Below are 21,871 nucleotides of genomic sequence, written 5' to 3'. Positions count from 1 at the left end.
CGCGTTCGTGACCTTTTCACGGGTCAGGCTTCGGCTTGTAAGCATTCGCCGAGGGCTACGTCCTCGATAGAACCGCCGGAGATCCGACAGCAACTGGTTTCGGCCCGAGGTCGGAGACTGCATCTATTTACTCCGGTAGGACTGTCTGCTAGGTACACGGAATGCGGAGGATGGCTTTGCCGGAATCTTGGATGGAGGGGATGTGAACGTTGGCGTCGTCCGGGTGGGCGACACTGTTCGACGGACGATGTCGCGATCGGGCCCGGCGGTCCACAGATTGCTGCTTCATCCCTAGGCAAAGGCCTTTAATGGCAGTCCACGGTTTCTTGGGATCGACGATCAGCAGCGAGAGATTCTGAGCTACCTTGACGGCGAGGTCGGCATCCACCCGCCGATATTTCTCGCCGCTCACCATGAGCTTCCAGGCGACACGGGCGATCTTGTTGGCAAGCGCCACCGCAACCAGCTTCGGTTTCTTCCGTTGCAGGAGTTCGGTGAGCAACGTGAAGTATGTCTGCTTCGACCCGCTCTAATATGCTGAAGAATAGCAGTTGCGCCAACCACCAATGCGCTCCTCAGCATTTCGTCGCCCGCACGGGTGATCACCCCAAGCCTGACCTTGCCAGCGGTCGAACGGTCTGTTGGTGTGAGACCAATCCAGGCGGCAAAATCTCGACCAGACTTAAACAATCTTGGGATCTGGGGTCTTCATCATCAAAAGCGATGCGCCAACGGCATTGACGCCATGCAATTGGAAAACGCTTTTTGACGCATCCATGCCAATTCGGATAATCTCTTTCACGGACGGTCTCCCTCGATTGAGCTTTCAACGAACTCATCCTGGCACATTGCGTGCCGTTGGGAGCCGTCCACCCCAACTCCGGAATTCTGCTGTCGCCCTCTTGTCTCGACCCGGCGGTAGAGATTGCTGTCTGCAACCTGTGTTGCATGGTAGTATCGCTCGTTTCCCCTGAAAGAACGGATGAGGGAGCACGGCCATGAAAGCTAGGACCCTTCGGCTGCTGATCGGTTTGGCTGCCGGCAGCCTTGTAATGCCCCAGTCAGTCGGCGCGCAGCAGGCGATCTACATCGTTCGGCACACCGATCCGCCATCAACACTGAGCCTCGATGAGATTCGCGACGAAACCCCGCTGTCGGAGTCTGGACAACAACGAGCGAGGATGCTGGCTGAGCGACTGAAGGATGCAGGCATCACCGCCGTCTATGCCACGCAAGCTAGGCGCACGGTCGAGACGGCCGAGCCTCTGGCGAAGGCCCTTGGACTCGAAATTCGTGTTCATTCTTATGAGGACAGTGGCGGTTTGGTCCATCTACTCCGTTCAGAGCACGGCAAGGACAAAGTGCTTGTTGTGGGGCATTGGAGCACCATTCCAGAGATTCTCGCGGCGCTGGGAGATTCCGAGGAAATCAAGATTGAACGAAGCGCGTTTGACAATCTGTTCGTGGTTATCCCGAAAGGGGAACAGGCACCGGTCGTGCTGCATCTTCATTACTGAGAAATGAAGCTAAAAGCATCAAACCCTCAAGCGAGCGATTTCACGGAGGCGTCCCTGACCACACCCGCCGTTCTTCTTGCTCGCAGTTCGCTGATCGTCGGATGTCTATTGTCGGTCCGAAATTGCTGGCCTGGAAACGCCTGCCGAGGGTTAGATTGGCGGGTGGCGGCAAGGCTTGGCGCAATAGTGGCGACAAGGCTTCATCGAAGCGTCTACGCCGCATCCCCATACACATTGCATTGGCGGCCACGTTCGGACTCATCATCGCGGTCACCGCAGCAGCGCTGATCCTCGCCCTGGAAAGCGGCCGTCAGAACACAGTCGGACTCGTCCGCGACCGCAGTGAGCGAATTATGGACACGATTGTGGAACGAACTCGATTGCACCTCGATCCAGCCCGCGACCAGTCTGAATTCCTGGCCAAGCTTTTTCTCGACGGCGATCTCGACCCGCAGGATGAAGCGGCCTCCATGAGTCAGCTTCGGGCGGCACTCGCCGGCATCCCGCAGATAGCCGCGCTCGCCCTCATCCGCACCGATCTGAAGCAGCTACGCGTCGAACGCAATGGCGACGAAGTCGTCTTTCGAAAGATCGACATGCAGACCGTACCCGGCCTGGACGATGCTTTTGAGATGGCGCGACGCGCAGGCCGCCCCGTCTGGGGAGAGCTTGTCTGGAGCGAACGGCTGAAGCAGCCTCTCCTGAATGTTCGTACCCCATTGTGGCATGAGCGTTCTTTTCTCGGGATTTTGTTGACCACGGTCACGGTCGCCGAGCTGTCACGCTTTCTCGCCGACTCGCCCGCCGGATCAGATGCCGGCGCATTTATACTTCTCGGCCGCAATCATGTCCTCGCCCATGCGGCGCTTGCCCACAACCCTCAGCTATTCAAGCGCGACAAGCCCCTTCCCGAAGTTAGCGAGATCGGAGATCGGGTGCTGGCGTCGATCTGGAACACGGACCTCGAAGCGGGCGCGGCACCTTTCGTAGGTAAGTCGAAAAGCCATATCGTCACCGTCGATCGCGCTTCCTATGTCTTCATCTATCGCGACATCATAGGATACAGCGATCAGCCTTGGGTCGTCGGCCGTTATTTACCGCTCGACGAGGTTGGCGGCGAAGTGCGCCGACTCGAGCAAGCGGCCTGGCTGGGGCTCGCGGCTGTGCTAGCTTCGGTCGCCTGTGCCTGGCTGGTCGGCTACGCGATCGGAAAACCGATTATGCGCCTGGCACGCGCAACGTCCGCAATTCGCACGCTCGATCTCACGGCTGCCCGGCCGCTCGCCGGCAGTCATCTTCGTGAACTGGACGAGGGGATCCGAGCCTACAATGCGCTCATAGCGACCTTGCACTGGTTCGAGACCTACGTACCTCGACGCCTGGTCAAGCAGCTTATGGCACAGGGCGAACAGGCGACAGCGCTTGTAGAGCGGGATGTCACTGTTTTGTTTACCGACATCGTCGACTTCACGAGCCTCGCCGAGCGGCTATCGGCGTCCGATGCGGCGGCGTTTCTTAATAAGCATTTCCAGCTCCTTGCCGCCTGCGTGGAGGCGGAAGGCGGCACCATAGACAAGTACATCGGCGACTCGTTGATGGCGTTTTGGGGAGCGCCCGAATTGCAATCGGACCATTCCGCCCGAGCCTGTCGCGCGGCGAGCGCCATTGCGGCGGCGATTGTCGTCGACAATCGGCGTCGACGAGGACTTGGCATGCCGCCCGTGAGAATCCGGATAGGCATACATGCTGGCCCCGCGATGGTGGGAAACATCGGGGCTCCTGGGCGCATAAACTATACGCTGGTCGGGGATGTCGTGAACACTGCGCAACGCCTCCAGGAGGTCGCCAAAGCGTGCATGACCGACGACGACCAAGCGGTCATTCTGGTCAGCGACATCGTGCTGCGATCTGCCGGTTCCGGATGCCCGGCGCGACCTGTCGGCCAGCATGTGTTGCGCGGCCGCCATGAGGCGACGAACGTTTTCAGGCTAGGGCCAGGTGAGTGATCCCTGTGCGTCTCAAATGCGCCAGAGCCCGCCGCCGTACCTTCGGCAACCGGAACTGCATGAACGGCGCCCATCACCCTCGGTTTGCTGCGACGGTGGGAGCCTAAAGACCAGAAATAGAGCACCTATTCGATGACGGGCTGTCACTGCCTTCAAAAGAGAAAATCGTGCTATCGTTAATCTGGACAGAGAGGCACCTATCACGATCGCCCGGAGAGACTTCACTTACGCCGAATGGAGCACCCTCTTGCAGCTTTACAGGCGCGAGCCTGCTGCCCTTGCGACCGATCAGGATCGGAGATTCAGGGAGCTCGGCGTAGCCGAGGAAACGGTCGACGAAACATCCTCAGTGCCACAGGTAAGCAGCTGGTCGAGCACGAACCCCTGTTGGAGCGAAGGAGCCGGCTTCAGCGATGACGCCTAGCACCTGCGTGGTGAATTAGGGCCTTAGGCGAACGAGTGCTTCGGGCGGATACCGTTGAAAGAATCCGTTTTCTGTCACGTCTGATTTTCGGAGAACCGGCATCGAAAATGGACGTGGGGACCTGCCAATTCTGCGATCAAGCACCCTGTGAGCCGGAAGAGGGTTTATTTTGGCTCGGATAAAATGGATGGCGCTGAGATCTGCGCCTGCCGTCGGGAGATGGCAATGACCCAGTCGCGAAACTCCGGGCCATAAGGCTTTTGTAGCGCGGATCGGTCCCAGGCGAGGAAATAGCTCTCGCGCAACGGCAATCTGATATCCACCGGAATGACCAGTGTCTGCGCTTCCAGTTCGTCCGCGATCATCGACATCTGCGCAAGCACGATGCCACGCTTGTTGACGGCAGCGTCAATGGCGCTGCTCGATAAGGTGAACGACAAGCCGGAAGGCGGCCCTTTGAATCCGGTGCCGATCTTGGCGGCGAATTCCGTCCAGCTGGGGTAGGGCGTGAAGTGTCGCTCCCATTCGACATGCAGCAACGGGCAGGACAGCAACTCGGCGGGCGAAAGGCTGCGGCCGTCGATCAGCGCGGGCGAGCAGGCGGGTACGACCCAATCGCGAAACAACTCGGTATAGTGGTCATGCTGCAAGACATCGGATCCGTAGCTGACGCGGAAATCGACCTCGTCGAAGCCCATTCTCGGCTCCTTGTCGCGGCCGGTGACCCTTACATGTGCATCGGGATGCAGCGCTTGCCAGTCAAAGATGCGCCTGCCGATCCATTTGTTGACGACGGATGACAGTGCGCTGAGGACGAGCGCATTCTCGTTGCGTGCGCGCTCCAACACCTGCTCGGCGAGCGCAAACTGCTCAAAGCCCTTCGATATCTCGCGGTGGTAGAGCCGTCCCCATTGCGTCAATTCGACGGTTCGGCCACTGCGTTCCAAAAGGGTTACGCCAAGAAAGCTTTCGATTTTGCGGATCTGCTGGCTGATCGCGCCGGGAGACACGTTCAGCTCCGCTGCCGCAGCCGTCACGCTGCCGCAGCGTCCTACGGCTTCGAACGCCTGTAGGCCTTTGAGAGGAATCCCCCGGAATATCTGCTCGTCGCTCACCGCGTCGCCCTTTATGGTTGCCGGCGTGACGCCCGCTTCTCGGCCGGATGAAAGACGCCCGCAAACTGGAAGCGGTCGCCAGGATGCGTGATCTCGACATAGGTCACCATGCGGTCATTCTGCCAAGTCTGTCGAATGAGACTGAGGCAGGGCTCACCACGCTCGATTTGCAGAATGCGTGCGGTCGTAGCGTCGGCCGAGACTGCCCGTATCACATGCTTGGCCTTGGACCAGGGCACTTGCAACAGAAGCCACTTCGCCGGTGGCACGGCCACGAAGCTCTCGTTTCTCGCAAGCGGCACCGTATCCAGCAGAATGATCCGCCGCTCGATTGCCGTGGGCTTCCCGTCGACAATATGCAGACACTGAATCCTTAAAATTTCGGCACCCGTCGTGCCATGGAGCTGGGCGGCCTCAACTGGGCCCAGGGTTTCGACCTTTCGCGTCAGGATCTCATACCGATGCTCATAGCCCGCCAAAGTTGCCTCGGTGCCGATATCCTGGATATCCATGACGGTGCGGTCGATCTGCGGCGAGGCGACAAATGACCCCGTTTTCCGCTTTCGTACGACAAGACCCCGCTCGACGAGTGCGGTCAACGCCTTGCTGACAGTCATGCGCGAACAGCCGTAGTCGTTGACCAGATCGTGCTCTTTCGGAATGCGATCGCCCGGGCGCCAGTCGCCGCTCAGGATCTTGGTCTCGATATCCTTGAATATCCTGAGATAAATTGGCTCCAATACGCCACCTCATCACCCTGCAGGCGAAACGATGCAAACGCGAAACTCGCGCCTCCAAGCAGCCGTTCGGCATAAAAATTGCGTTCGCTGACTTTGACGTTGACACCTTAGGCTAGCCTATATCTATTTGTATAGTCAAAAGCGGACCAAAGAGTCAGCACACGGGACTGAAATCGGGAACTCGAACCCGCTCTGGCGGGTGTGGAAACTGGAGAGATGACAATCATGATCGCACGTTCATTGCTTAAGGGCCTCGTCGGCGCTACGCTTCTTTTGGGGGCGACACTGTCTGCGCATGCCGCAGATACGCTCGCCGCCGTCAAGGCCGCCGGCACCCTCAAGGTCGGCACGGAAACCGCCTTTGCGCCCTTTGATTTTATCGATGCCGGCGAGCATGCTGGTCTGAACGTTGATCTTTTTGCCGAAATCGGCAAGGAGCTCGGTGTTAAGATCGAGTGGGTGGCGCTTCCTTGGGACGGCGTCTTCCCGGCACTCGAAGCCGGCAAGTTCGACGTCGTCGCCGGCCCCGCCACCATTACCAAGAAGCGCATGGAGCGTTACCGTTTCACGCCCCCGATTGCTGAAGCGACGATCGCGATCCTCAAGAAGGCGGGCGACACGACCATCAGCAAGCCGGACGATATCGCCGGCAAAACGATCGGCGTCGGCAAGGCCACCTCGCAGCTCGACCAGCTGAAGGAATTCTCGGCAACGCTGCCTTCGAAGGTGGATGTCCGCGAATACCCGGCCTTCACTGAATCTTACGCCGACCTCGCTGCCGGCCGCATTGCCGGTGTTGCCAACTCGCTGCCGAACATCGCTTTCGTTGCCAAGCAGCGCGAGGGGACCTTTGAAGTCGTGTTGCCGCCGTTCGGCAAGAAGTCCTATTTCGGCTTCATTGGACTGAAAGACACCGATCATGCGCCTCTGATGGATGCGATCGATGCGGCGCTTCTGAAAATCAAGGCTGACGGCCGCATGGCCGAGTTGCAGAAGAAGTGGTTCGGCGCGACCTTCGAGACGCCTGATGCCGTCAAGGACCCCGCATTCTAAAATCAACCTGATCGTCGATTGCGCCCCGGCCTAGGGACGCAATCGAAGACGCCATCGGGTCTCCATGACAGCCAGGCGGGCAAAAACGGGACATGTCGATCAAACTCTTTGAATTGCTACTTTACGCATCGATCTACACGGTGGCGCTCAGCGTCGTCTCGATCTTGATCGGTTTTGCGATCGCGATCCTTCTTTCGGGCATGCTGCTGTCGAAGAAGGGGCTCTTCGTTGTTCCCGCACAAATTTTCATCAGTTTCTTCCGCGGTGTGCCTCTGCTTGTGCAGTTGCTTTTGATTTACAACATGTTGCCGGCGATTGGGTTGAACGTGCCGAGCATCGTTGCTGCGATCGTTGGCCTTTCGCTTTGCACGGCGGCTTACCAGGCAGAGAACATGCGCGGCGGGTTTGCAAGCGTCCCGACCGGTCTCGTGGAATCGGCCGAGATGGTGGGCCTGACGCCGGGCCAGATCTTCCGTCGCATCAAGGCGCCGATCGCGCTGAGGCTGACTTTCCCGGCACTGGTCAATGAGGCCATCCTCATCCTCAAGGCGTCGTCGCTGGTTTCCGTCGTTGGCGTCATCGAATTGACCCGCATGGCGCAAGACCTCGCAGGCAGCACCTTCCTGCCGCTGCAGATATTTGCCGCTGCAGGCCTCATCTATCTCGTCATCAACTGGATCGTGGCGCTTGCCGGCGATTTCATCGAGCGCTCTCTTCCCGGAGTGCCGCGATGACTTTCGATATCAACGTCATACTTGACCAGCTGCCGGCGATCATAAGTGGCGCCGGTGTCACGGTTCTGATCTGGATCGTCGGAACGATTGTCGCCGCCATCCTCGGATTTTTCGTCGCTGTCGGCCGGCGGTTCGGCGGCGTCCTGCTCGACAAGGCGCTTGGTCTAATCGTCGCCGTGCTGCGCGGCACGCCGTTCCTCATCCAGATATTCTTGGTCTACTACGGCGGTCCGTTCATCGGCCTGTCACTCGATCCGCTGCCCGCCGGCCTGATTGGCATCTCGATCTATGGTGCGGCCTACTACAGCGAGATCTTTCGGTCCGGCTTCATGGCCGTTCCAAAGGGTCATATCGAGGCAGGTGAGTGCGTGGGCCTGACGCAGGGACAGATCATCAGGCGCATCCTGTTGCCCGAGATGACCATGCTGGTGCTGCCGCCATCGCTCAACATGGCGGTTCTCCTGATGAAGGAGACCGCCGTCCTTTCGATCATCACCGTTCCGGAATTGACGGCAACACTGAGCGCCATTGGCGCCCAGCAATATGCCTTCGTCGAAGCCCTCTCCGTGCTGGCGCTCTTCTATTGGGTGCTTGTGGAAATCACGGGGCGGCTTGGCCATCTCGTAGAAACGAAACTCACCAGATTCAGGTTTTTTAACGCATGAGCCTCCCCGCGATCGCAGTCAAAAATCTCGTCAAGAAGTTTGGGGACACGACGGTGCTCCAAAATATCGACCTCGAGATACCGCAGGGGCAGGTCTCCTGCCTGATCGGCCCGTCAGGCTCGGGCAAGAGCACGCTTCTTCGTTGCATGGCGTTTCTTGAGGAAGCAACCTCCGGAACGATCACGGTCAACGGCGAGGTCTTGGGTTTTACCGAAAATGCACAAGGCGTTCGCGAGCGCATTGCGCCTGCCGCCAACCGAGCGATCCGCGCGCAGATCGGTATGGTGTTTCAGCAGTTCAACCTTTGGCCGCACATGACGGCGCTCGGAAATGTCAGCGAGGCGCTGAAGACCGTTCACAAGATGAGCCGCAAGGATGCCGAAGAACGGGCGATGGCTCAGCTCGTGAAAGTCGGCCTGGAAGGCCGGGCAGGGCACTATCCATCGCAACTTTCCGGCGGGCAGCAACAGCGCGTGGCGATCGCGCGTGCGCTTGCCCTCAAGCCAAAGATCATGCTCTTTGACGAACCGACCTCCTCTCTCGATCCGGAGCTGACGGGCGAGGTGTTGAACGTCATGCGCGATCTCGCGGCCGAAGGCATGACAATGGTCGTCGTGTCGCACGAAATCGGCTTTGCGGCCACAGTCGGGCAGCAGATCGCATTCCTTGACCACGGGAAGATCGTCTTCACCGGCCCTCCGAAAGAGGTGTTTAGAAAGCCGAGAAATGCGCGGCTCGAACAGTTCCTCGACACCTATCTCGATCGCGGAGCATCGATGCTGCTCTGAGGAGCGGCCAGAAAACGCCCGGATGCACGGCGATGTTGTCGGGCGAACACTCCAAGCGTTTGGAAAGACCGGGCGAGAATCTGCCGCAAGCCTTTACGGACCGGTGTCCGCAACGCTGCTTGCCGGGCCACGACCGGCTGCCGGGCAAATCGGATTTCAAGCTAACGGCTCTACCACCTGTTCGGCGGCACGTACCCCGCTTTGCCAGGCGCCGTGCGCGGTTGAGAAGTCCGAAGGGTGCGTTGCCTCCCCCGCGAAGAACAATCTATCGTCGATGGGTCGGGCCAGGATCTTGCGGGCGCCGGCGTGTCCTGGCAGCGCATGGCTGTAGGAACCACGTATCCAGTCGGTGTGGCACCACGACGAGGCCGTCAGCGGTCGCAGATGGCGGCAGATGTCGCTACCCAATAGGGATGACAATTCATCCATGGCAAAGACGAACGCATCCAAAAGCCCGGTGCGCGCAATGGTGACCGCGCCAGTTCCTCCGAAGAACGCCTCAATCACGGGTCGGCCGAGCGGTCGAATATAATAACTGCCGGTATCGCTGTTGCGGGGATTTCCGAGGAGGTGCGTTTCGGGCTCAAGCCCGTGGTTACCATATAGTTCGAAGAATAGCTTGTCAGCGAGGCCAAGCGGTAAGTTGCTTGCGGCATGCAGGTGATCGTCGGCATCCACGTCGAACGTTATCGCGCCGCTTGCTAGCACAGCGGTCGATACGGTGACCACAGCCGTGCGAGCGGCGATCGGGCCGCGGTCGGTATCCAGCCGGACGCCTCGATCAGTCAGCGCGATGCGGCGCACAGGAGACGACAGCCGCAGCGTCACGTCCGGAACGCTCGCCGCGATTAGATGGCCATAGCCTTCGCGCACCCGCCAGTTGCTGTCGGTCGCCGCATCGTCATAAGCCAGGAAGTCGGCGATCGAGAGGCGCTCGAGGGGGGCGCCGTTCATGTATCCGCTCAGCGACTGGCAGTAAGTATTCCATTTGCCGTCTGGCTCGAGCGCGTCAGCTGCACGGTCGCTTATCGGCGGATCGCTTCGCATGCGACTTTCAAGCGCATTCCATGCAGTCGCTGCGGCCGCCTGATCTTCCGGCGTGAAGCCGAGATCATGCCATTGCTTTTGCCATGCTGTGGGTCCGCGTACGATCGTGAACCCAGCTGCACGACCGAGGGCAATGAGCGGATTGCGCTCGGCCGAATGCAGCCAGCCACAACCCATATCCAGCGGGATTCCACCCAGTTCGATCGCCCAGGCGCGGCCTCCGACGCGGCCGCTGGCTTCCAGCATAATCACCGAGCGGCCGGCCGCCGCCAGTGCGCGTGCCGCAGCAATCCCAGCGGCGCCAGCGCCGACAATCGCAACCTCGTAATCCACAGTCGCCGCTCCGTCGTGAGGGCTCCACCGCTATCGCGGCATAGGTTTTATAGGGGAACCGTTACGGCTTCAACGCTGACGAAAGGCTGCTACTATGAGATGATGACTTTCTTTGAGACCCTCGTTGCGTTGCTTGCAGTCGCCATCTTGCTTTTGCAGGTAACGCGACGCATGCAACTGCCATATCCCGGCATCCTTGCCGCCGCAGGCGTTGCCGTGGCGATGTTGCCGGGCGCGCCAAGCATCCCGATCGATCCGCCGACCGCACTTGCGTTGTTCATCGCGCCCGTCCTGATCGACTCGGCCTACGATTTCCCGGTAGGTGCGGCGCGACGCATGCTGCTGCCACTGTTCTTCTACGCCGTGCTGGCTGTATTGGTCACGACGGGTGTCGTCGTCTCGATCAGTGCGCTGACTGTCGGGCTACCCATCGCGGTGGCGATTACGTTGGGCGCAATCGTTGCGCCGCCCGATGCTGCCGCGGCCACTGCGGTCCTGTCGAATTTGCCGGTCTCCCGTCGCGTGGATGCCCTGCTTAAGGGCGAAAGCCTGTTTAACGACGCAACCGCACTGCTACTCTTCAGTGCCGCGCTGACCGTCCAGGCACGCGGCGGGGTCGATGCAGGGACCGTGCTGCAACTGGTGTCTGCTGCGCCCGGCGGGATTCTGTTCGGCATCGCCTTCGGGTTTCTCGTCTCGCGGCTGCGGCCGGTCACCGAAAACACCGTCGGCGGCACACTGTTTCAGTTCGTCTACGCGTTTGCGACATGGCTGATCGCGGAGCGTCTGCATCTATCGGCCGTTCTGGCGACGGTGGCGAGCGCGATGACGATCGCCACGCTTGCCTCGGTCGAGGATTCCCCACGCATGCGGGTGCATTCGTTCGCGGTCTGGACGACAGTCGTCTTCTTGCTGAACGTGGTGGCGTTCCTGCTGATGGGATTGCAGGCTCGTCGTATCGTCGAAGCGATGTCCACCGCCGAGTTGGAGCGGGCGATTGGATTTGCCGCGATCGTCGTTGCCGGCGTCATCGCAACACGCGTGGCGATGGCGTTTCTGTTCCACACTATTGTGGTTTATCGCCATCGGCGCGGCCATGATCTTGCACCCTTCGCGCCGGGCGAAACCTTGCTTGTAGGATGGGCAGGCATGCGCGGGCTCGTCACGCTTGCCACGGCGTTCGCGTTGCCTGCGAACTTTCCCGAACGAGATCTCGTTGTCTTGACGGCTTTTGCGGTCGTGCTTGCGACATTGGTTATCCAGGGTGCCACACTGGCGCCCATGATCGGATTCTTCAAACTTGAGAGACGGGGCGAGGCGCGTCAGGAGCTTGAAGCGGCGCGAAGATCGCTGGCCGAGGCCGCGCTCAAGCGACTGGATAAGGAGGAGGGTGTGGAGGCAGAAGCCATACGGCTGGCTTATCAGCAGCTTTGTGAGAGCGGTGATCAGATCCAGACTTTGCCACTCGATCGCCGCGGCGGCCTGTCATTGGCCGCGGTGCTGGCGCAACGCCAACGCCTTGAAGAGCTGCGCGATGCCGACCGGGTCGGCCCTGGCCAATATCTCGAACTGCAGGAGGATTTGGACTGGAAACAACTTGCGGCCGGGTCTGATGAAGATCGGCGTATCACCGAAACCTAGAATCAGCGCGACAGGAAGGGTCATTCGACGGAGTGTTCATGCGAGGTTGGAAAATTTCCGTCTTAGGCATGACCGACATGAGCGGCCTGAATGAATAGATCAATGGGAGTGAGCCGGGAGCATTGCGGCCCGGCGCAAACAGTGTAGACGAGCTATCCGCAGCAAAAGTGCTGAATGCATTCGGGCCGAACACCAGCATCTGCTGAGCCGCCAGCATCGCACTCTTCGGCTACGGCATTGGCCCATTGCGATTGGATGTCACAAAAAACGTTTCAAAGCATTCAGCAGTTCGTCCGGTGCTTCCTCTTGCGGACTATGCCCGCAATCAATGGCATGGCCGCGCACGTCCATGGCTTTGTCGGCCCAGGTTTGCAGCACGTCGTAAAGCGCACCGACGGTTCCCTTTGCGCCCCACAATATCAAGAGTGGCACCTGGATGCGCTTGTCTTTGTCAATCGCATCATGAACGAGATCGATGCTCGCCGCCGCGCGATAGTCCTCGCAGATTGCATGACGCGTGGCTGGGTTGGCAAAACAGCGTCGATATTCCTGAAGGACAAGCGGATCGACCGCGCCGGGGTTGTTTATCTGTCTTTCGATATGCTGATCGAGAAAGAAGTCCGGATCACCCGCGATAAGGCGCTCGGGCAGGGGGTATGGCTGAATGAGAAAGAACCACCAGAAATACCGGCGTGCAAATTCCATGTCGGTTCGTGCGTACATGGTTGCCGTCGGAGCGATGTCTAGAAGGACAAGTCTATCGACCGCGTCTGGGTGATCAAGCGCCATTCGATGGGCGACACGCGCGCCGCGGTCGTGCGCAATAATTGAGAATTGTCCAAACCCCAACGCTTTCATGACTTGTATCTGGTCCAAGGCCATCGCTCGCTTGGAATAATTGATGTGGCCGGGCCCTCCGTCGGGTTTCGAACTATCGCCGTAGCCGCGCAGATCAGCGGCGATGACGGTGAATTTTTCGGCAAGGACGGGTGCCACTTTATGCCATGTCAGATGCGTCTGCGGGTGACCGTGTAAAAGGAGCAGCGGCGGCCCATTTCCCCCGATCGCCGTTCTGATCGAGCAGTCCTGGAGTGGAATGTCATACCATCTGAAACCCGGTAGAATGTCGGGGTGACCTCGTACCTGTTCCATGAATATTTACCTTGGCCAATGTTCGGGCTGAAGCTAGCAGGTTTAAAAGCGATGGACCGTGCGTGATCGTTATGAAATCTAGCTGGGTGAGTCCGCAACGCAACGTTCAAGGGCTGAGATATTCGAAACTTTATTCTGCGAACTGAATGGGCCCGGTGCGCTGTCAGCTTCAGAACTCAAGCTCGCAGCGGTTCCCGGCAAGCACTCGGACCTGCAGTTAAAATTTCAGCCGCATCTCGCGAGCAATCTCGAAACCGAGAGAACGATAGAGCGCCTCGCCTGCCTCCGAAGAGTGGAGCACTATCCCTGTGCAACCTATGTCCCGCAAATGGTCCAATATCATGAACATCAGTTTCTTCGAAACGCCCTGTCGCCGATAGGCTGGGTCGATGAAGAGGCTCCAGACGTATCCCTGGAGCAAGTGTTCCGATTTCAACGCCGCGGGATAGGGTATCTGGTGAAGCTGACATGAGGCCGATCCCGCAGCGATTTCGCCGTCAAAAGCGATGAAGCTCGCCAGTGCACGATCCCGACGCCCTTCCTCGAGGAACTGGCGTATGACGGCTTCGGCATCCGCTCGAAAATGGTCGGCAGGTGTCCCATAGCTCTCCCAAATCGCGAGATAATGTCGAACCAGGACATCGTCGTCCTCAGGCGTGGCTTTCCGGTACTGCATACCCCTACAACGCTTGAGATTTCAAAAGGATGCATTGGCGATCGCGTCGCCACAGGCCCGTCGGCGACGCGCCGCGACGTCAGATACGTCGCCCCGAAGGCGTCCCAGGCTCCAGTTGGGTGTCGACTTCGTCGACCAAAATGGCCGCCGGCAAGCCAAAGGTCAGTGCCGATCCATAGCGCTATTCGGCCGCGTCCTGACCGGGAACTCCATCGAGCGCAAACCTGACGGCATCGAAAGACAGCGTTCTCAATCGATCGCGGGTGCTTTGCTTCCTATTTGGATTGCCGTGGTGGTCATGATATTGCCGAAGTCGGAACCGATCTTCCTTGGGGAGGAGGCGGGGGCTGATGAACGCTGACGAAAATCGCTATGTCGAGATCACAACACGACTTCGCTCGGTTAAGTCATTCTGCGATTTCCTTTCTGGCGGTGGAGTTGTCCGCATCGCCCAGTCCGATAGCGGACCGTATCAGGATGTGACTGCTGCTCTTCTTCAGCGGCATCGCCAGGAGGCGGAGGCACTAGAGCGAACGCGGAGGTCCCTTTTCCCCGATCGCGCTGACGAGGACGTCCGCCCGAGCCTTTACAGCCGGCACTAACGGTGGACTGCCACGAATGGTGGCGAGGCACAAGGCCGCAGTCAATTTTGCGCGGCAGCATGAGAGTGCGATAGCACTTGGGCTCCGATGCTTGGTGATTTCCCATATAGGGTTCGTTCGGTACATGCACCGATGGGGAGGTCGCCGGATGAATCCGCGGACGATCGCGCTTGGCGTAAGGGCGTCTTGCCTTAGATCAGGTGGCGCTTTGCAACTTTGCTGACTTCGAGGGTGAGATCAGCCAGGCGGTCAGCGGCAAGACGGTTGATTTGCCAGTACAATGGAGTGTCGAGAGGCGTTTCCGGTATCAGCTCCACCAGACGTCCGGCGAGAAGATGCCCACGCGTCAGCTCGATTGGGTTCATGCCCCAACCCATGCCAGAGAGACTGGCTTCGATGAAGCTGTTGGTCGACGGAAGCCAATGGCTCGGGAAATTCACTGAGTGCCCCAGCGTGCGGCGTAACCAGTCACTTTGAAGCTTGTCCTTCTGATTGAAGGTAAGCGCCGGGGCGTTGGCGATAGCCTTGGGAGTTACCCCTTCAGGAAAATAGCGAGATACGAATTCTGGGCTCGCCGTTGCATGGTATCGAAGAGAGCCAAGAAAAAAGCGTCTGCACCCCGAGATCGGCTTTTCCGCACTCGTCACGGCGGCAACGACCCGGCCGCGCTGCAGCCATTCCGCAGTATAGTCTTGGTCATCAACTGAAATACTGACCAAGTAGCTGGAGGATTTCGAGTAGTTCGAGATGGCCTCCAGGAACCATGTTCCGAGGCTATCGGCGTTGGTAGCAATCTGGAGCGTTACTCTGTGCTCGGGATCAGCAGGATCGACCAGCGACGGCAGATGCTCAAACAGTTCGGTTTCGAGCATGCCCACATTGTCCATATGCCGACAAAGCCATTCGCCCTTCTCGGTTGCCATGCACGGATTGCCGCGGACGATCAGGGCCACGCCCAGACGCTCCTCCAGCTGTTTAACCCGCTGCGAAACGGCTGACGGCGTGACGTTGAGAAGGGCAGCCGCTTTTTCGAAGCTTCCCGATTGGACGACGGCCAGGACGACGCGGAGAGCAGAATAGTCGAGCATAACTTAGGACCACTTAATTCGCTTTAGCAGATTTAAGTAGCCTAAATTTCTCCCTGCGCATACCGAGTCCGGAGTTTGTGCAAGGCGGTCATCAGAAATTGGATATCTCGGTCTACTTCACTGGCATGATGATGGGCCTCAGCCTCATCGTCGCCATCGGCGCGCAGAATGCGTTTGTCCTTCGCCAAGGTCTTCGAGGTGAGTATGTATTTGCCGTTTGCCTCGCCTGCGCCCTGTCAGACGCCGTACTCATCGTGCTTGGGGTGACCAGCCTTAAACAAATCGTGGAGCTATTGCCTTGGCTCAATCCTGTCATGCGGTATGGCGGAGCAGCCTTCCTCGTCTGGTATGGAGCCAAGAGTCTTTGGTCCGCATTCTTGTCTTCGGGAACGTTGACCGTTGGAGCAGGAAGTCCTTCAAGCTTCAAGAAGACTTTGGCCACATGTCTGGCTCTCACCTGGCTCAATCCGCACGTCTATCTCGACACCGTCGTCCTGCTTGGCACGATCTCGACGCGATTTGCCGGTTATCAGATGTCCTTTGCAGCAGGTGCCACCACGGGGTCATTCCTCTTTTTCTTTTTGCTGGGTTATGGCGCAACACAACTGCGGCCGATCTTTTCCCGACCCTCGTCCTGGCGCATATTGGAAATGGTTATCGCATTCGTCATGTGGCTGATCGCGTTCAACCTTCTGGGCGGCTTCTAAAAATCGAAAGGTCGACAGATTGTCAGCAGACTTCCATCAGCTTCTCATCGTTTTTACAGCCTACGTGATCGCCGCGGGTAGTCCAGGCCCGAGCAACATGCGGATCATGGGCGTCGCCATGAACCAGGGCAGGCGTGCGGCGCTCGTTCTCGCAGCGGGAGTTGTCAGCGGGTCGATCTTCTGGGGGATCATGGCTGCAACCGGCGTTTCGGCAGTTCTGAGCAGATACGCGCAGGCGCTGATTGTGCTCAAGATACTTGGAGGTCTCTATCTCCTCTATCTTGCCCTCAAGGCTGGCAGAGCCGCGCTCACGCCCGAGCACCGAGTTTCTCAGCAGACAGGGAACCAACCTGCGTCCGTCGCAACCCTCTATAAACACGGTCTGCTGATGCACCTCACCAATCCTAAGGCGATACTTGCTTGGATTGCTCTGATGACACTCGGTCTTGGCTCGGAAGCTTCTCCCCATACCGTTGTTACGATCCTCGCAGGCTGCGCAGTGCTTAGCGTGACCATCTTTTGCGGTTACGCACTCGTCTTCTCAACGGCTCCGATGGTTGGATTGTATCGCCGTGCCCGACGCTGGATCGAAGGAACGCTGACCCTATTCTTTGGCTTTGCAGGGCTGAAGCTCTTGTTATCCCGCACCTGAACATAGGATTTTCCTCGTGCCGCTCTTCCACGGTCTATCAGCTTTTCCCATTACCCCCGCTGACGCTTCCGGATCGGTAGACACGGCCGCACTTGCGCGTCTGCTGAACCGAATCCAGATGGCCGGCGCAGACGCCATCGGGCTGTTGGGTAGCACAGGAGGCTACGCGTTTTTGTCGCAGACAGAACGGCAACGCGCGGTGAGTACAGCAATGTCCACGGTCGGTGGAAAGATACCGGTCATCGTGGGAGTTGGAGCCCTTCGGACTGACGAGGCTCAAGCCTTGGCGCGCGACGCCAGGATGGCAGGCGCCGATGGTCTGCTCCTTGCGCCGATGTCGTACACGCCACTATTCGAAGACGAGGTCTACGAGCATTTTGCCGCCGTCGCGGATGCCGGAGAACTGCCGTTATGCATCTATAATAACCCCAGCACGACGAAGTTCACATTCAGCAGACCACTGATCGCGCGCCTAGCAAAGGTGGCGAATATCCAGGCCGTGAAGATGCCGCTGCCGGCTGACGGCGATTTCGGAGCCGAGCTGACAGCTGTGCGTGGCGAGACGCCCGCGAACTTCGCTATCGGCTATAGCGGTGACTGGGGCGCGGGATCGGCAATCCTTGCAGGTGCTGACGCCTGGTATAGCGTCGTTGGAGGTCTTCTGCCCGCAGAGGCGCTTGCCCTAACGCGAGCCGCTCACGCTGGCGACATCGCCGAAGTGGAACGGCTTGACCGATTATTCCAGCCCTTGTTCAGCCTCTTCAAGGAGTTCGGCAGCTTTCGGGTCATGTACGCTATTGCGGCTGCCTTGGACCTCTGCAGATATGATCCACCGCGTCCGACTATGCCATTGCCAGAAGCTGCTGTGTCCAGGGTGCAACGGGCCCTCGACCATCTCTCCGTGCGGTCCTAAGCCTGCCTGCCAGAGGAAGATGCGCCTCGAGGCGACTACCGCGCATTCCCGGAGGCCCCGAAGACGCTCGCGGGATACGCGCGTCATCGGGATGTTGGAGGCGTGCAGTCCTTGGACTCGGTGAGCCGTCTCTGCTAATTTTGCCGAGCCACGCGGAGGAGGAGACCTTCGTATATTTGGTTTCGAGCCGACCACGGTTCTAAAAAACTTGCATGGCCCAATTACGCAGGAGGAAGTCTCATGCGCAGGTTCGCTATTGCTTGCATATGCGCCGGGTTGATCGCGCTACCTGCGGTCGCCGCGGACAAGCCGCACAACGCCAAGGTCACCACCGTCTTCGACCACAAGCTGCCGAACGTGCCTGGAAAGAGCATGCGCGGTGTTTTGGTTGAATACGGCCCCGGCGGATCCAACCCTTCGCATACGCATGCGAAGAGCGCCTTCATCTATGCAACTGTGATCGAAGGGCGTATCAAAAGCCAGATCAACGATGGCCCGATCAAAGTCTACAATACCGGTGACAACTGGATTGAGGTGCCTGGCGATCATCACCGCGTGAGTGCCAATGCCAGCGAGACTGCACCAGCGAAAATCCTCGCAGTCTTCGTGGTGGATACAGACGAAACGACACTGACGATCCCCGATAAATGATCGAGGCCCTCGGCTCGACGCTTCGAAAGCCAATTCGCAGCTGCATCTTTTGCGATCGTCTGCGCTAGGTGTGCGATGCGCGCAAGGATAGTTCGACCGGCGCGGTGCCGCAGCAACTGCCGGGATGTTATCGACGCGACGAATGCTGCCGCTTTGAAAGACCTCAAAAGGAGAGGAGTAGGACTCATGAGGATTGTTATCATTGGTGGCTCCGGCCTGATCGGGACCAAGGTCGCGGAGCGGTTGAGAAGCCAAGGACACGACGTCCTGCAGGCCTCGCCCTCCACGGGCATCAATTCCGTCACAGGCGAGGGGCTCGCCGAAGCGCTTGCGGGAGCTGAGGTCGTCGTTGACGTGTCGAATTCCCCTTCATTTGAAACCAACGCAGTTCTTGCGTTTTTCGAACGCTCGACAACGAATCTGCTCGAAGCCGAACGGGACGCAGGCGTTCGCCATCACGTGGCGCTTTCAATCGTTGGTATAGAGCGTTCGCCCGACAACGGGTATTTTCGGGCGAAGCTTGTTCAGGAGGGCCTTATCAAAAACGGAGGCATTCCATACACGATCGTTCGTTCAACGCAGTTCCTGGAGTTCCTTGGCGGCATTGCCGACTCTTCGGTTGTCGATGGCACTATTCGCGTGTCGCCCGGCGCGTTCCAACCCATAGCGGCGGATGACGTCGCGAATTTCGTTGCCGAAGCAGCGAGTGCCCGCCCTTTGAAGGGTTCCTTTGACATTGCCGGGCCGCAGAAGAAACCGATGAGTGATATCTTGTCCCACTATCTCGCCGCGGTCGGAGATGCTCGTAAAGTGGTTGCCGATCCGACAGCCAAGTATTTCGGTGGGGTCGTTGATGACGAATCATTGGTGCCGCTCGGGCCCGCCAAATTGGGCCAATTGGACTTCGACACGTGGTTCGCAAAGCGGGGCTAGCCGTTTGCCTGATCAGCCTCCGTCTGGGACGCCACGGGGGCACTCTCGTCAGGCAAGGTCCAGGCGGTTTCAGGGGCTACCACAGCGAAGGTGAGGGATTGAGGGTGGGCCTGGCTCAGGTCTGCATTCAGACTCATCGGGCAGTGGGCACGCCGTATCCCTTTTAGGCACGTCTGAAAAGCTTCTCAGCTTTCAATCGCCCGCATGTACCTGCCCATCGACTGTACAACGGCACGCATGCCATCCTTTTTAATCGTTCGGCCTGCGAAGGCGCCGTAGATTGCCTCAAACGGATAGGGCCGGACTGCTTCTACAATTCCCTCCACCGTTCTGGCGTTGAGCGGAATAAGATTTGGATAGCTGCGCATGAAGCTTACGTATTTGCGGTCGAGGGTGATCTGCATTGTGTCGCCCACAAAAAGAGCGCCCCGCCCGCCCTCGAGCCAAGGACAGTGAAGCACCGAGCTACCAGCAAAATGACCACCGCATCGGACGATGCTCGCCTGACCAAGCGGCATCGTGTCACCCTTCCAGGAATGCAGCGCTGGATCGGATCTCTGCACCCACTCGCCGTCATCGGCGTGGACGTAGATCGGCACGCCGTCAAAGACCGTGCTCCACTCGACCATCGAGGCGTAGAAATGAGGATGCGAAATAACAATCGCCGCCAGTCCGCCTGCTGCCTTAATCCGTGCCACGCTTTGCTCATTAACAAGGCTCAGGCAATCCCAGAGAATGTTGCCTGCTGGTCCATTGATGAAAAAGGCGCGCTGGCCGATTGCAAACGACGGTGAGATTTCGAGGCTGTGTATGCCCTCGGCTTCGTTCTTCCAGATAATTTCATGTGTTCGACCGATGGACCTCATATCTGTCCATTGCTGGCCTGTCTCAGGCACGAACTGTCGCTCGTCTTCGCAGATCGGACAGGTTTGCGGTGGTTCTTGACGCTCGCCAAACTGGCTGCCGCAAGCGGTACATATAAAGCAGATCATCTTCATATTCCTGAGAACCCAATTTCGGTGATGTCGTCAGAGAGATGGAGGGATGAAGATACTGTCGGTGGCGAAATTCACTCGTCTAACGATTACGGAAGGGTAGTGGTGGCAGGAGGCCGCCTCAGCCCATGTCGATATAGTCCGGGTAGCGCTCGGCAATGTCATTGATCATCGAAAGCGTGCCTGACAGATGGATCTTCATCGCTTTTTCTGCGCCGACGGGGTCGCTGGCGGCTATGCCTTCGATGATTGCGTCATGCGCATCGACGACCCGTTGGGTGCCGACATTGAGAAGATTGAGCCGCCGAAGCCGATCGATATGGCCGCTGTGGCGGCGGATGATCGGCCAGATATGCTCAAGCCCGGCTTCTTCATAAATGATGAAATGGAAAGCTCGGTCGAGGACTAGGAAATCCGCATATTCGTTGGATGCGACCAGCGCCTTCAGCTTGGCATTGGCCGAACGCAGGCGATCGGCGATATGGGGCGCGGTTGCGCGCTCGGCGAGACTGAAGACAGCCTCCTGCTCGACGGCGCGCCGCATGAAATGCGTCTGGCGGGCAAGATTGATATCGATCTTGGAGACCAGCGTCGCATATTGCGGATAGACCGTGACGAGGCCTTCCTCCTCCAGTCGCATCAGAGCGTCGCGCACCGGCGTCTGGCTGAGACCGAACTGCTTTTGCAGTTCGACGCGCGACAGGGCCGTGCCGGGAGCGAGTTCCAGGGCCAGAATGCGCTCACGGAGATATTCAACGATCTGCGGCGCAATCTGCCTCGTGCGATCAAGCCCGCTGCGATGCTTGGCCGTCGGCAAATCCAAGGTCAAAGAACGATCCTTTGTTTTCATCGATCTCGCGTTAATGCATTAATGTGTTAGTTTAGGTCGCCATACGCTGCATGTCCATATCGAGAGCATCGCAGAACAAGGAAAAGCTGGTGCCGGAGCAGTTTCTCCCCGCGGAACCTGTAGCAGAAACACGGCCGTCGAGCCATGCCGACTAGATCCCTGAAGAGACAACCCCACATCCTGATGAGGTCCAACGGCTTGTTGCGGAAAAGCCAGTGCACTTCGTCAAAATACGCAATGGCGCGGCCGGACGCGGCAACCGATGCCTATCTTAACGTCGGTTCTTGCTGCCGTCGGAAGGGACTTGGGTTGCAAGGGGCAAGGGTGAAATGCCGCGATCAGATCGGTAAGCGGCAACTTACGAGCAATATGTCGGGGTCGTCTACATCGGCCTGCTGCGGCATCGCAATCTGCCCTTAACAAGCCTGGACCCGCAGCCAAAGGGAGAGGAACTCGACTGCCCGTTCCTGGAGTTCGAGAAGGTGCACGCTGCCGCGCCAAAACGTTGTCGTTGCCGAGCATCGCTAAGTTGACAGTCCTGCAGTCGTCGACTAATACATTAGTGCTCTAGTGCGTAGAGCGCGATGGG

Annotated in this window: 21 protein-coding genes and 1 pseudogene; 13 read left to right on the top strand and 9 right to left on the bottom strand. The window is 58.6% G+C overall.

Annotation, left to right across the window (positions count from 1 at the left end):
* Positions 1-394: 394 nt before the first annotated feature.
* Positions 395-775 (bottom strand): annotated as a pseudogene (locus BSG20_RS23715) (transposase); the annotation flags it as partial.
* Between the two features lie 223 nt (positions 776-998).
* Here BSG20_RS23715 and BSG20_RS23710 point away from each other — a divergent pair.
* Positions 999-1,517: a SixA phosphatase family protein gene (locus tag BSG20_RS23710; RefSeq protein WP_072379211.1), complete on the top strand. Its 519-nt coding sequence runs from the start codon at positions 999-1,001 to the stop codon at positions 1,515-1,517.
* A gap of 101 nt (positions 1,518-1,618) precedes the next feature.
* Complete coding sequence (locus tag BSG20_RS23705) at positions 1,619-3,523, top strand: adenylate/guanylate cyclase domain-containing protein (RefSeq protein ID WP_072379209.1); 1,905 nt, start codon at positions 1,619-1,621, stop codon at positions 3,521-3,523.
* Positions 3,524-4,111: 588 nt separating this feature from the next.
* On the opposite strand, the gene BSG20_RS23695 is transcribed toward BSG20_RS23705, so the two are convergent.
* Positions 4,112-5,062, bottom strand: coding sequence for a LysR family transcriptional regulator (locus tag BSG20_RS23695; RefSeq protein ID WP_072379207.1), 951 nt, complete (start codon positions 5,060-5,062; stop codon positions 4,112-4,114).
* An 11-nt stretch (positions 5,063-5,073) separates the two neighbouring features.
* Positions 5,074-5,802, bottom strand: a complete 729-nt coding sequence (locus tag BSG20_RS23690; protein ID WP_072379205.1) for a UTRA domain-containing protein — start codon at positions 5,800-5,802, stop codon at positions 5,074-5,076.
* 225 nt (positions 5,803-6,027) lie between these two features.
* Here BSG20_RS23690 and BSG20_RS23685 point away from each other — a divergent pair, with 225 nt between their 5' ends.
* The 4 genes from BSG20_RS23685 to BSG20_RS23670 all read left to right on the top strand — a co-directional run bounded on the left by BSG20_RS23685 (position 6,028) and on the right by BSG20_RS23670 (position 9,042).
* Positions 6,028-6,855: a transporter substrate-binding domain-containing protein gene (locus BSG20_RS23685; protein WP_072379235.1), complete on the top strand. Its 828-nt coding sequence runs from the start codon at positions 6,028-6,030 to the stop codon at positions 6,853-6,855.
* A 92-nt stretch (positions 6,856-6,947) separates the two neighbouring features.
* Positions 6,948-7,589 carry an amino acid ABC transporter permease gene (locus tag BSG20_RS23680; RefSeq protein ID WP_072379204.1) on the top strand — a complete coding sequence of 214 codons (642 nt, stop codon included), beginning with the start codon at positions 6,948-6,950 and terminating at the stop codon, positions 7,587-7,589.
* Positions 7,586-8,254, top strand: coding sequence for an amino acid ABC transporter permease (locus tag BSG20_RS23675; RefSeq protein ID WP_072379202.1), 669 nt, complete (start codon positions 7,586-7,588; stop codon positions 8,252-8,254). The genes BSG20_RS23680 and BSG20_RS23675 overlap by 4 nt, the downstream gene beginning before the upstream one ends.
* Positions 8,251-9,042: an amino acid ABC transporter ATP-binding protein gene (locus tag BSG20_RS23670; RefSeq protein WP_072379200.1), complete on the top strand. Its 792-nt coding sequence runs from the start codon at positions 8,251-8,253 to the stop codon at positions 9,040-9,042. Before BSG20_RS23675 ends, BSG20_RS23670 begins: the two co-directional genes overlap by 4 nt.
* Positions 9,043-9,198: 156 nt before the next feature.
* Here the strand turns inward: BSG20_RS23670 and BSG20_RS23665 are convergent, their stop codons facing one another.
* On the bottom strand, positions 9,199-10,422 hold the full coding sequence (locus tag BSG20_RS23665; RefSeq protein WP_072379198.1) for a flavin monoamine oxidase family protein: 1,224 nt from the start codon (positions 10,420-10,422) through the stop codon (positions 9,199-9,201).
* A 102-nt stretch (positions 10,423-10,524) separates the two neighbouring features.
* Between BSG20_RS23665 and BSG20_RS23660 the strand changes: the two genes are divergently transcribed.
* Positions 10,525-12,063: a cation:proton antiporter gene (locus BSG20_RS23660; RefSeq protein ID WP_072379233.1), complete on the top strand. Its 1,539-nt coding sequence runs from the start codon at positions 10,525-10,527 to the stop codon at positions 12,061-12,063.
* 258 nt (positions 12,064-12,321) lie between these two features.
* Here BSG20_RS23660 and BSG20_RS23655 read toward each other — a convergent pair whose 3' ends face one another.
* Positions 12,322-13,215 (bottom strand): alpha/beta fold hydrolase, encoded by an 894-nt coding sequence (locus tag BSG20_RS23655; RefSeq protein ID WP_072379196.1) that lies wholly within the window; start codon positions 13,213-13,215, stop codon positions 12,322-12,324.
* A 217-nt stretch (positions 13,216-13,432) separates the two neighbouring features.
* Positions 13,433-13,891 (bottom strand): GNAT family N-acetyltransferase, encoded by a 459-nt coding sequence (locus BSG20_RS23650; RefSeq protein WP_072379194.1) that lies wholly within the window; start codon positions 13,889-13,891, stop codon positions 13,433-13,435.
* Between the two features lie 350 nt (positions 13,892-14,241).
* On the opposite strand from BSG20_RS23650, the gene BSG20_RS23640 reads away from it, so the two are divergent.
* Positions 14,242-14,493: a hypothetical protein gene (locus BSG20_RS23640; protein ID WP_072379190.1), complete on the top strand. Its 252-nt coding sequence runs from the start codon at positions 14,242-14,244 to the stop codon at positions 14,491-14,493.
* 191 nt (positions 14,494-14,684) lie between these two features.
* Here the strand turns inward: BSG20_RS23640 and BSG20_RS23635 are convergent, their stop codons facing one another.
* Positions 14,685-15,581 (bottom strand): LysR family transcriptional regulator ArgP, encoded by an 897-nt coding sequence (locus BSG20_RS23635; RefSeq protein WP_072379188.1) that lies wholly within the window; start codon positions 15,579-15,581, stop codon positions 14,685-14,687.
* Between the two features lie 125 nt (positions 15,582-15,706).
* Here BSG20_RS23635 and BSG20_RS23630 point away from each other — a divergent pair, with 125 nt between their 5' ends.
* From BSG20_RS23630 to BSG20_RS23610, 5 genes are all read left to right on the top strand, one after another.
* The gene (locus tag BSG20_RS23630; RefSeq protein WP_177309875.1) at positions 15,707-16,288 is read left to right on the top strand and encodes a LysE/ArgO family amino acid transporter; all 582 of its coding nucleotides are present in this window, start codon (positions 15,707-15,709) and stop codon (positions 16,286-16,288) included.
* A 19-nt stretch (positions 16,289-16,307) separates the two neighbouring features.
* A complete protein-coding gene (locus BSG20_RS23625) occupies positions 16,308-16,940 on the top strand; it encodes a LysE family translocator (protein ID WP_072379184.1) in 633 nt (210 codons plus the stop codon).
* Positions 16,941-16,956: 16 nt separating this feature from the next.
* Positions 16,957-17,853: a dihydrodipicolinate synthase family protein gene (locus BSG20_RS23620; protein ID WP_072379182.1), complete on the top strand. Its 897-nt coding sequence runs from the start codon at positions 16,957-16,959 to the stop codon at positions 17,851-17,853.
* Positions 17,854-18,093: 240 nt separating this feature from the next.
* Entirely contained in the window at positions 18,094-18,504 is a 411-nt protein-coding gene (locus BSG20_RS23615) for a cupin domain-containing protein (protein ID WP_072379180.1), read from the top strand.
* Between the two features lie 186 nt (positions 18,505-18,690).
* Entirely contained in the window at positions 18,691-19,437 is a 747-nt protein-coding gene (locus tag BSG20_RS23610) for an SDR family oxidoreductase (protein WP_072379178.1), read from the top strand.
* 185 nt (positions 19,438-19,622) lie between these two features.
* Here BSG20_RS23610 and BSG20_RS23605 read toward each other — a convergent pair whose 3' ends face one another.
* Both BSG20_RS23605 and BSG20_RS23600 read right to left on the bottom strand, forming a co-directional pair.
* On the bottom strand, positions 19,623-20,429 hold the full coding sequence (locus tag BSG20_RS23605; RefSeq protein ID WP_072379231.1) for an MBL fold metallo-hydrolase: 807 nt from the start codon (positions 20,427-20,429) through the stop codon (positions 19,623-19,625).
* A gap of 124 nt (positions 20,430-20,553) precedes the next feature.
* Positions 20,554-21,261 (bottom strand): GntR family transcriptional regulator, encoded by a 708-nt coding sequence (locus tag BSG20_RS23600; RefSeq protein WP_083539982.1) that lies wholly within the window; start codon positions 21,259-21,261, stop codon positions 20,554-20,556.
* Positions 21,262-21,871: the final 610 nt, after the last annotated feature.

The sequence above is a fragment of the Rhizobium tibeticum genome (genome assembly GCF_900110205.1).
GTDB lineage: Bacteria > Pseudomonadota > Alphaproteobacteria > Rhizobiales > Rhizobiaceae > Rhizobium > Rhizobium tibeticum.
The sequence above is the reverse complement of the archived record's forward strand: the minus strand, read 5'-3'. Positions and strand labels throughout refer to the sequence as shown.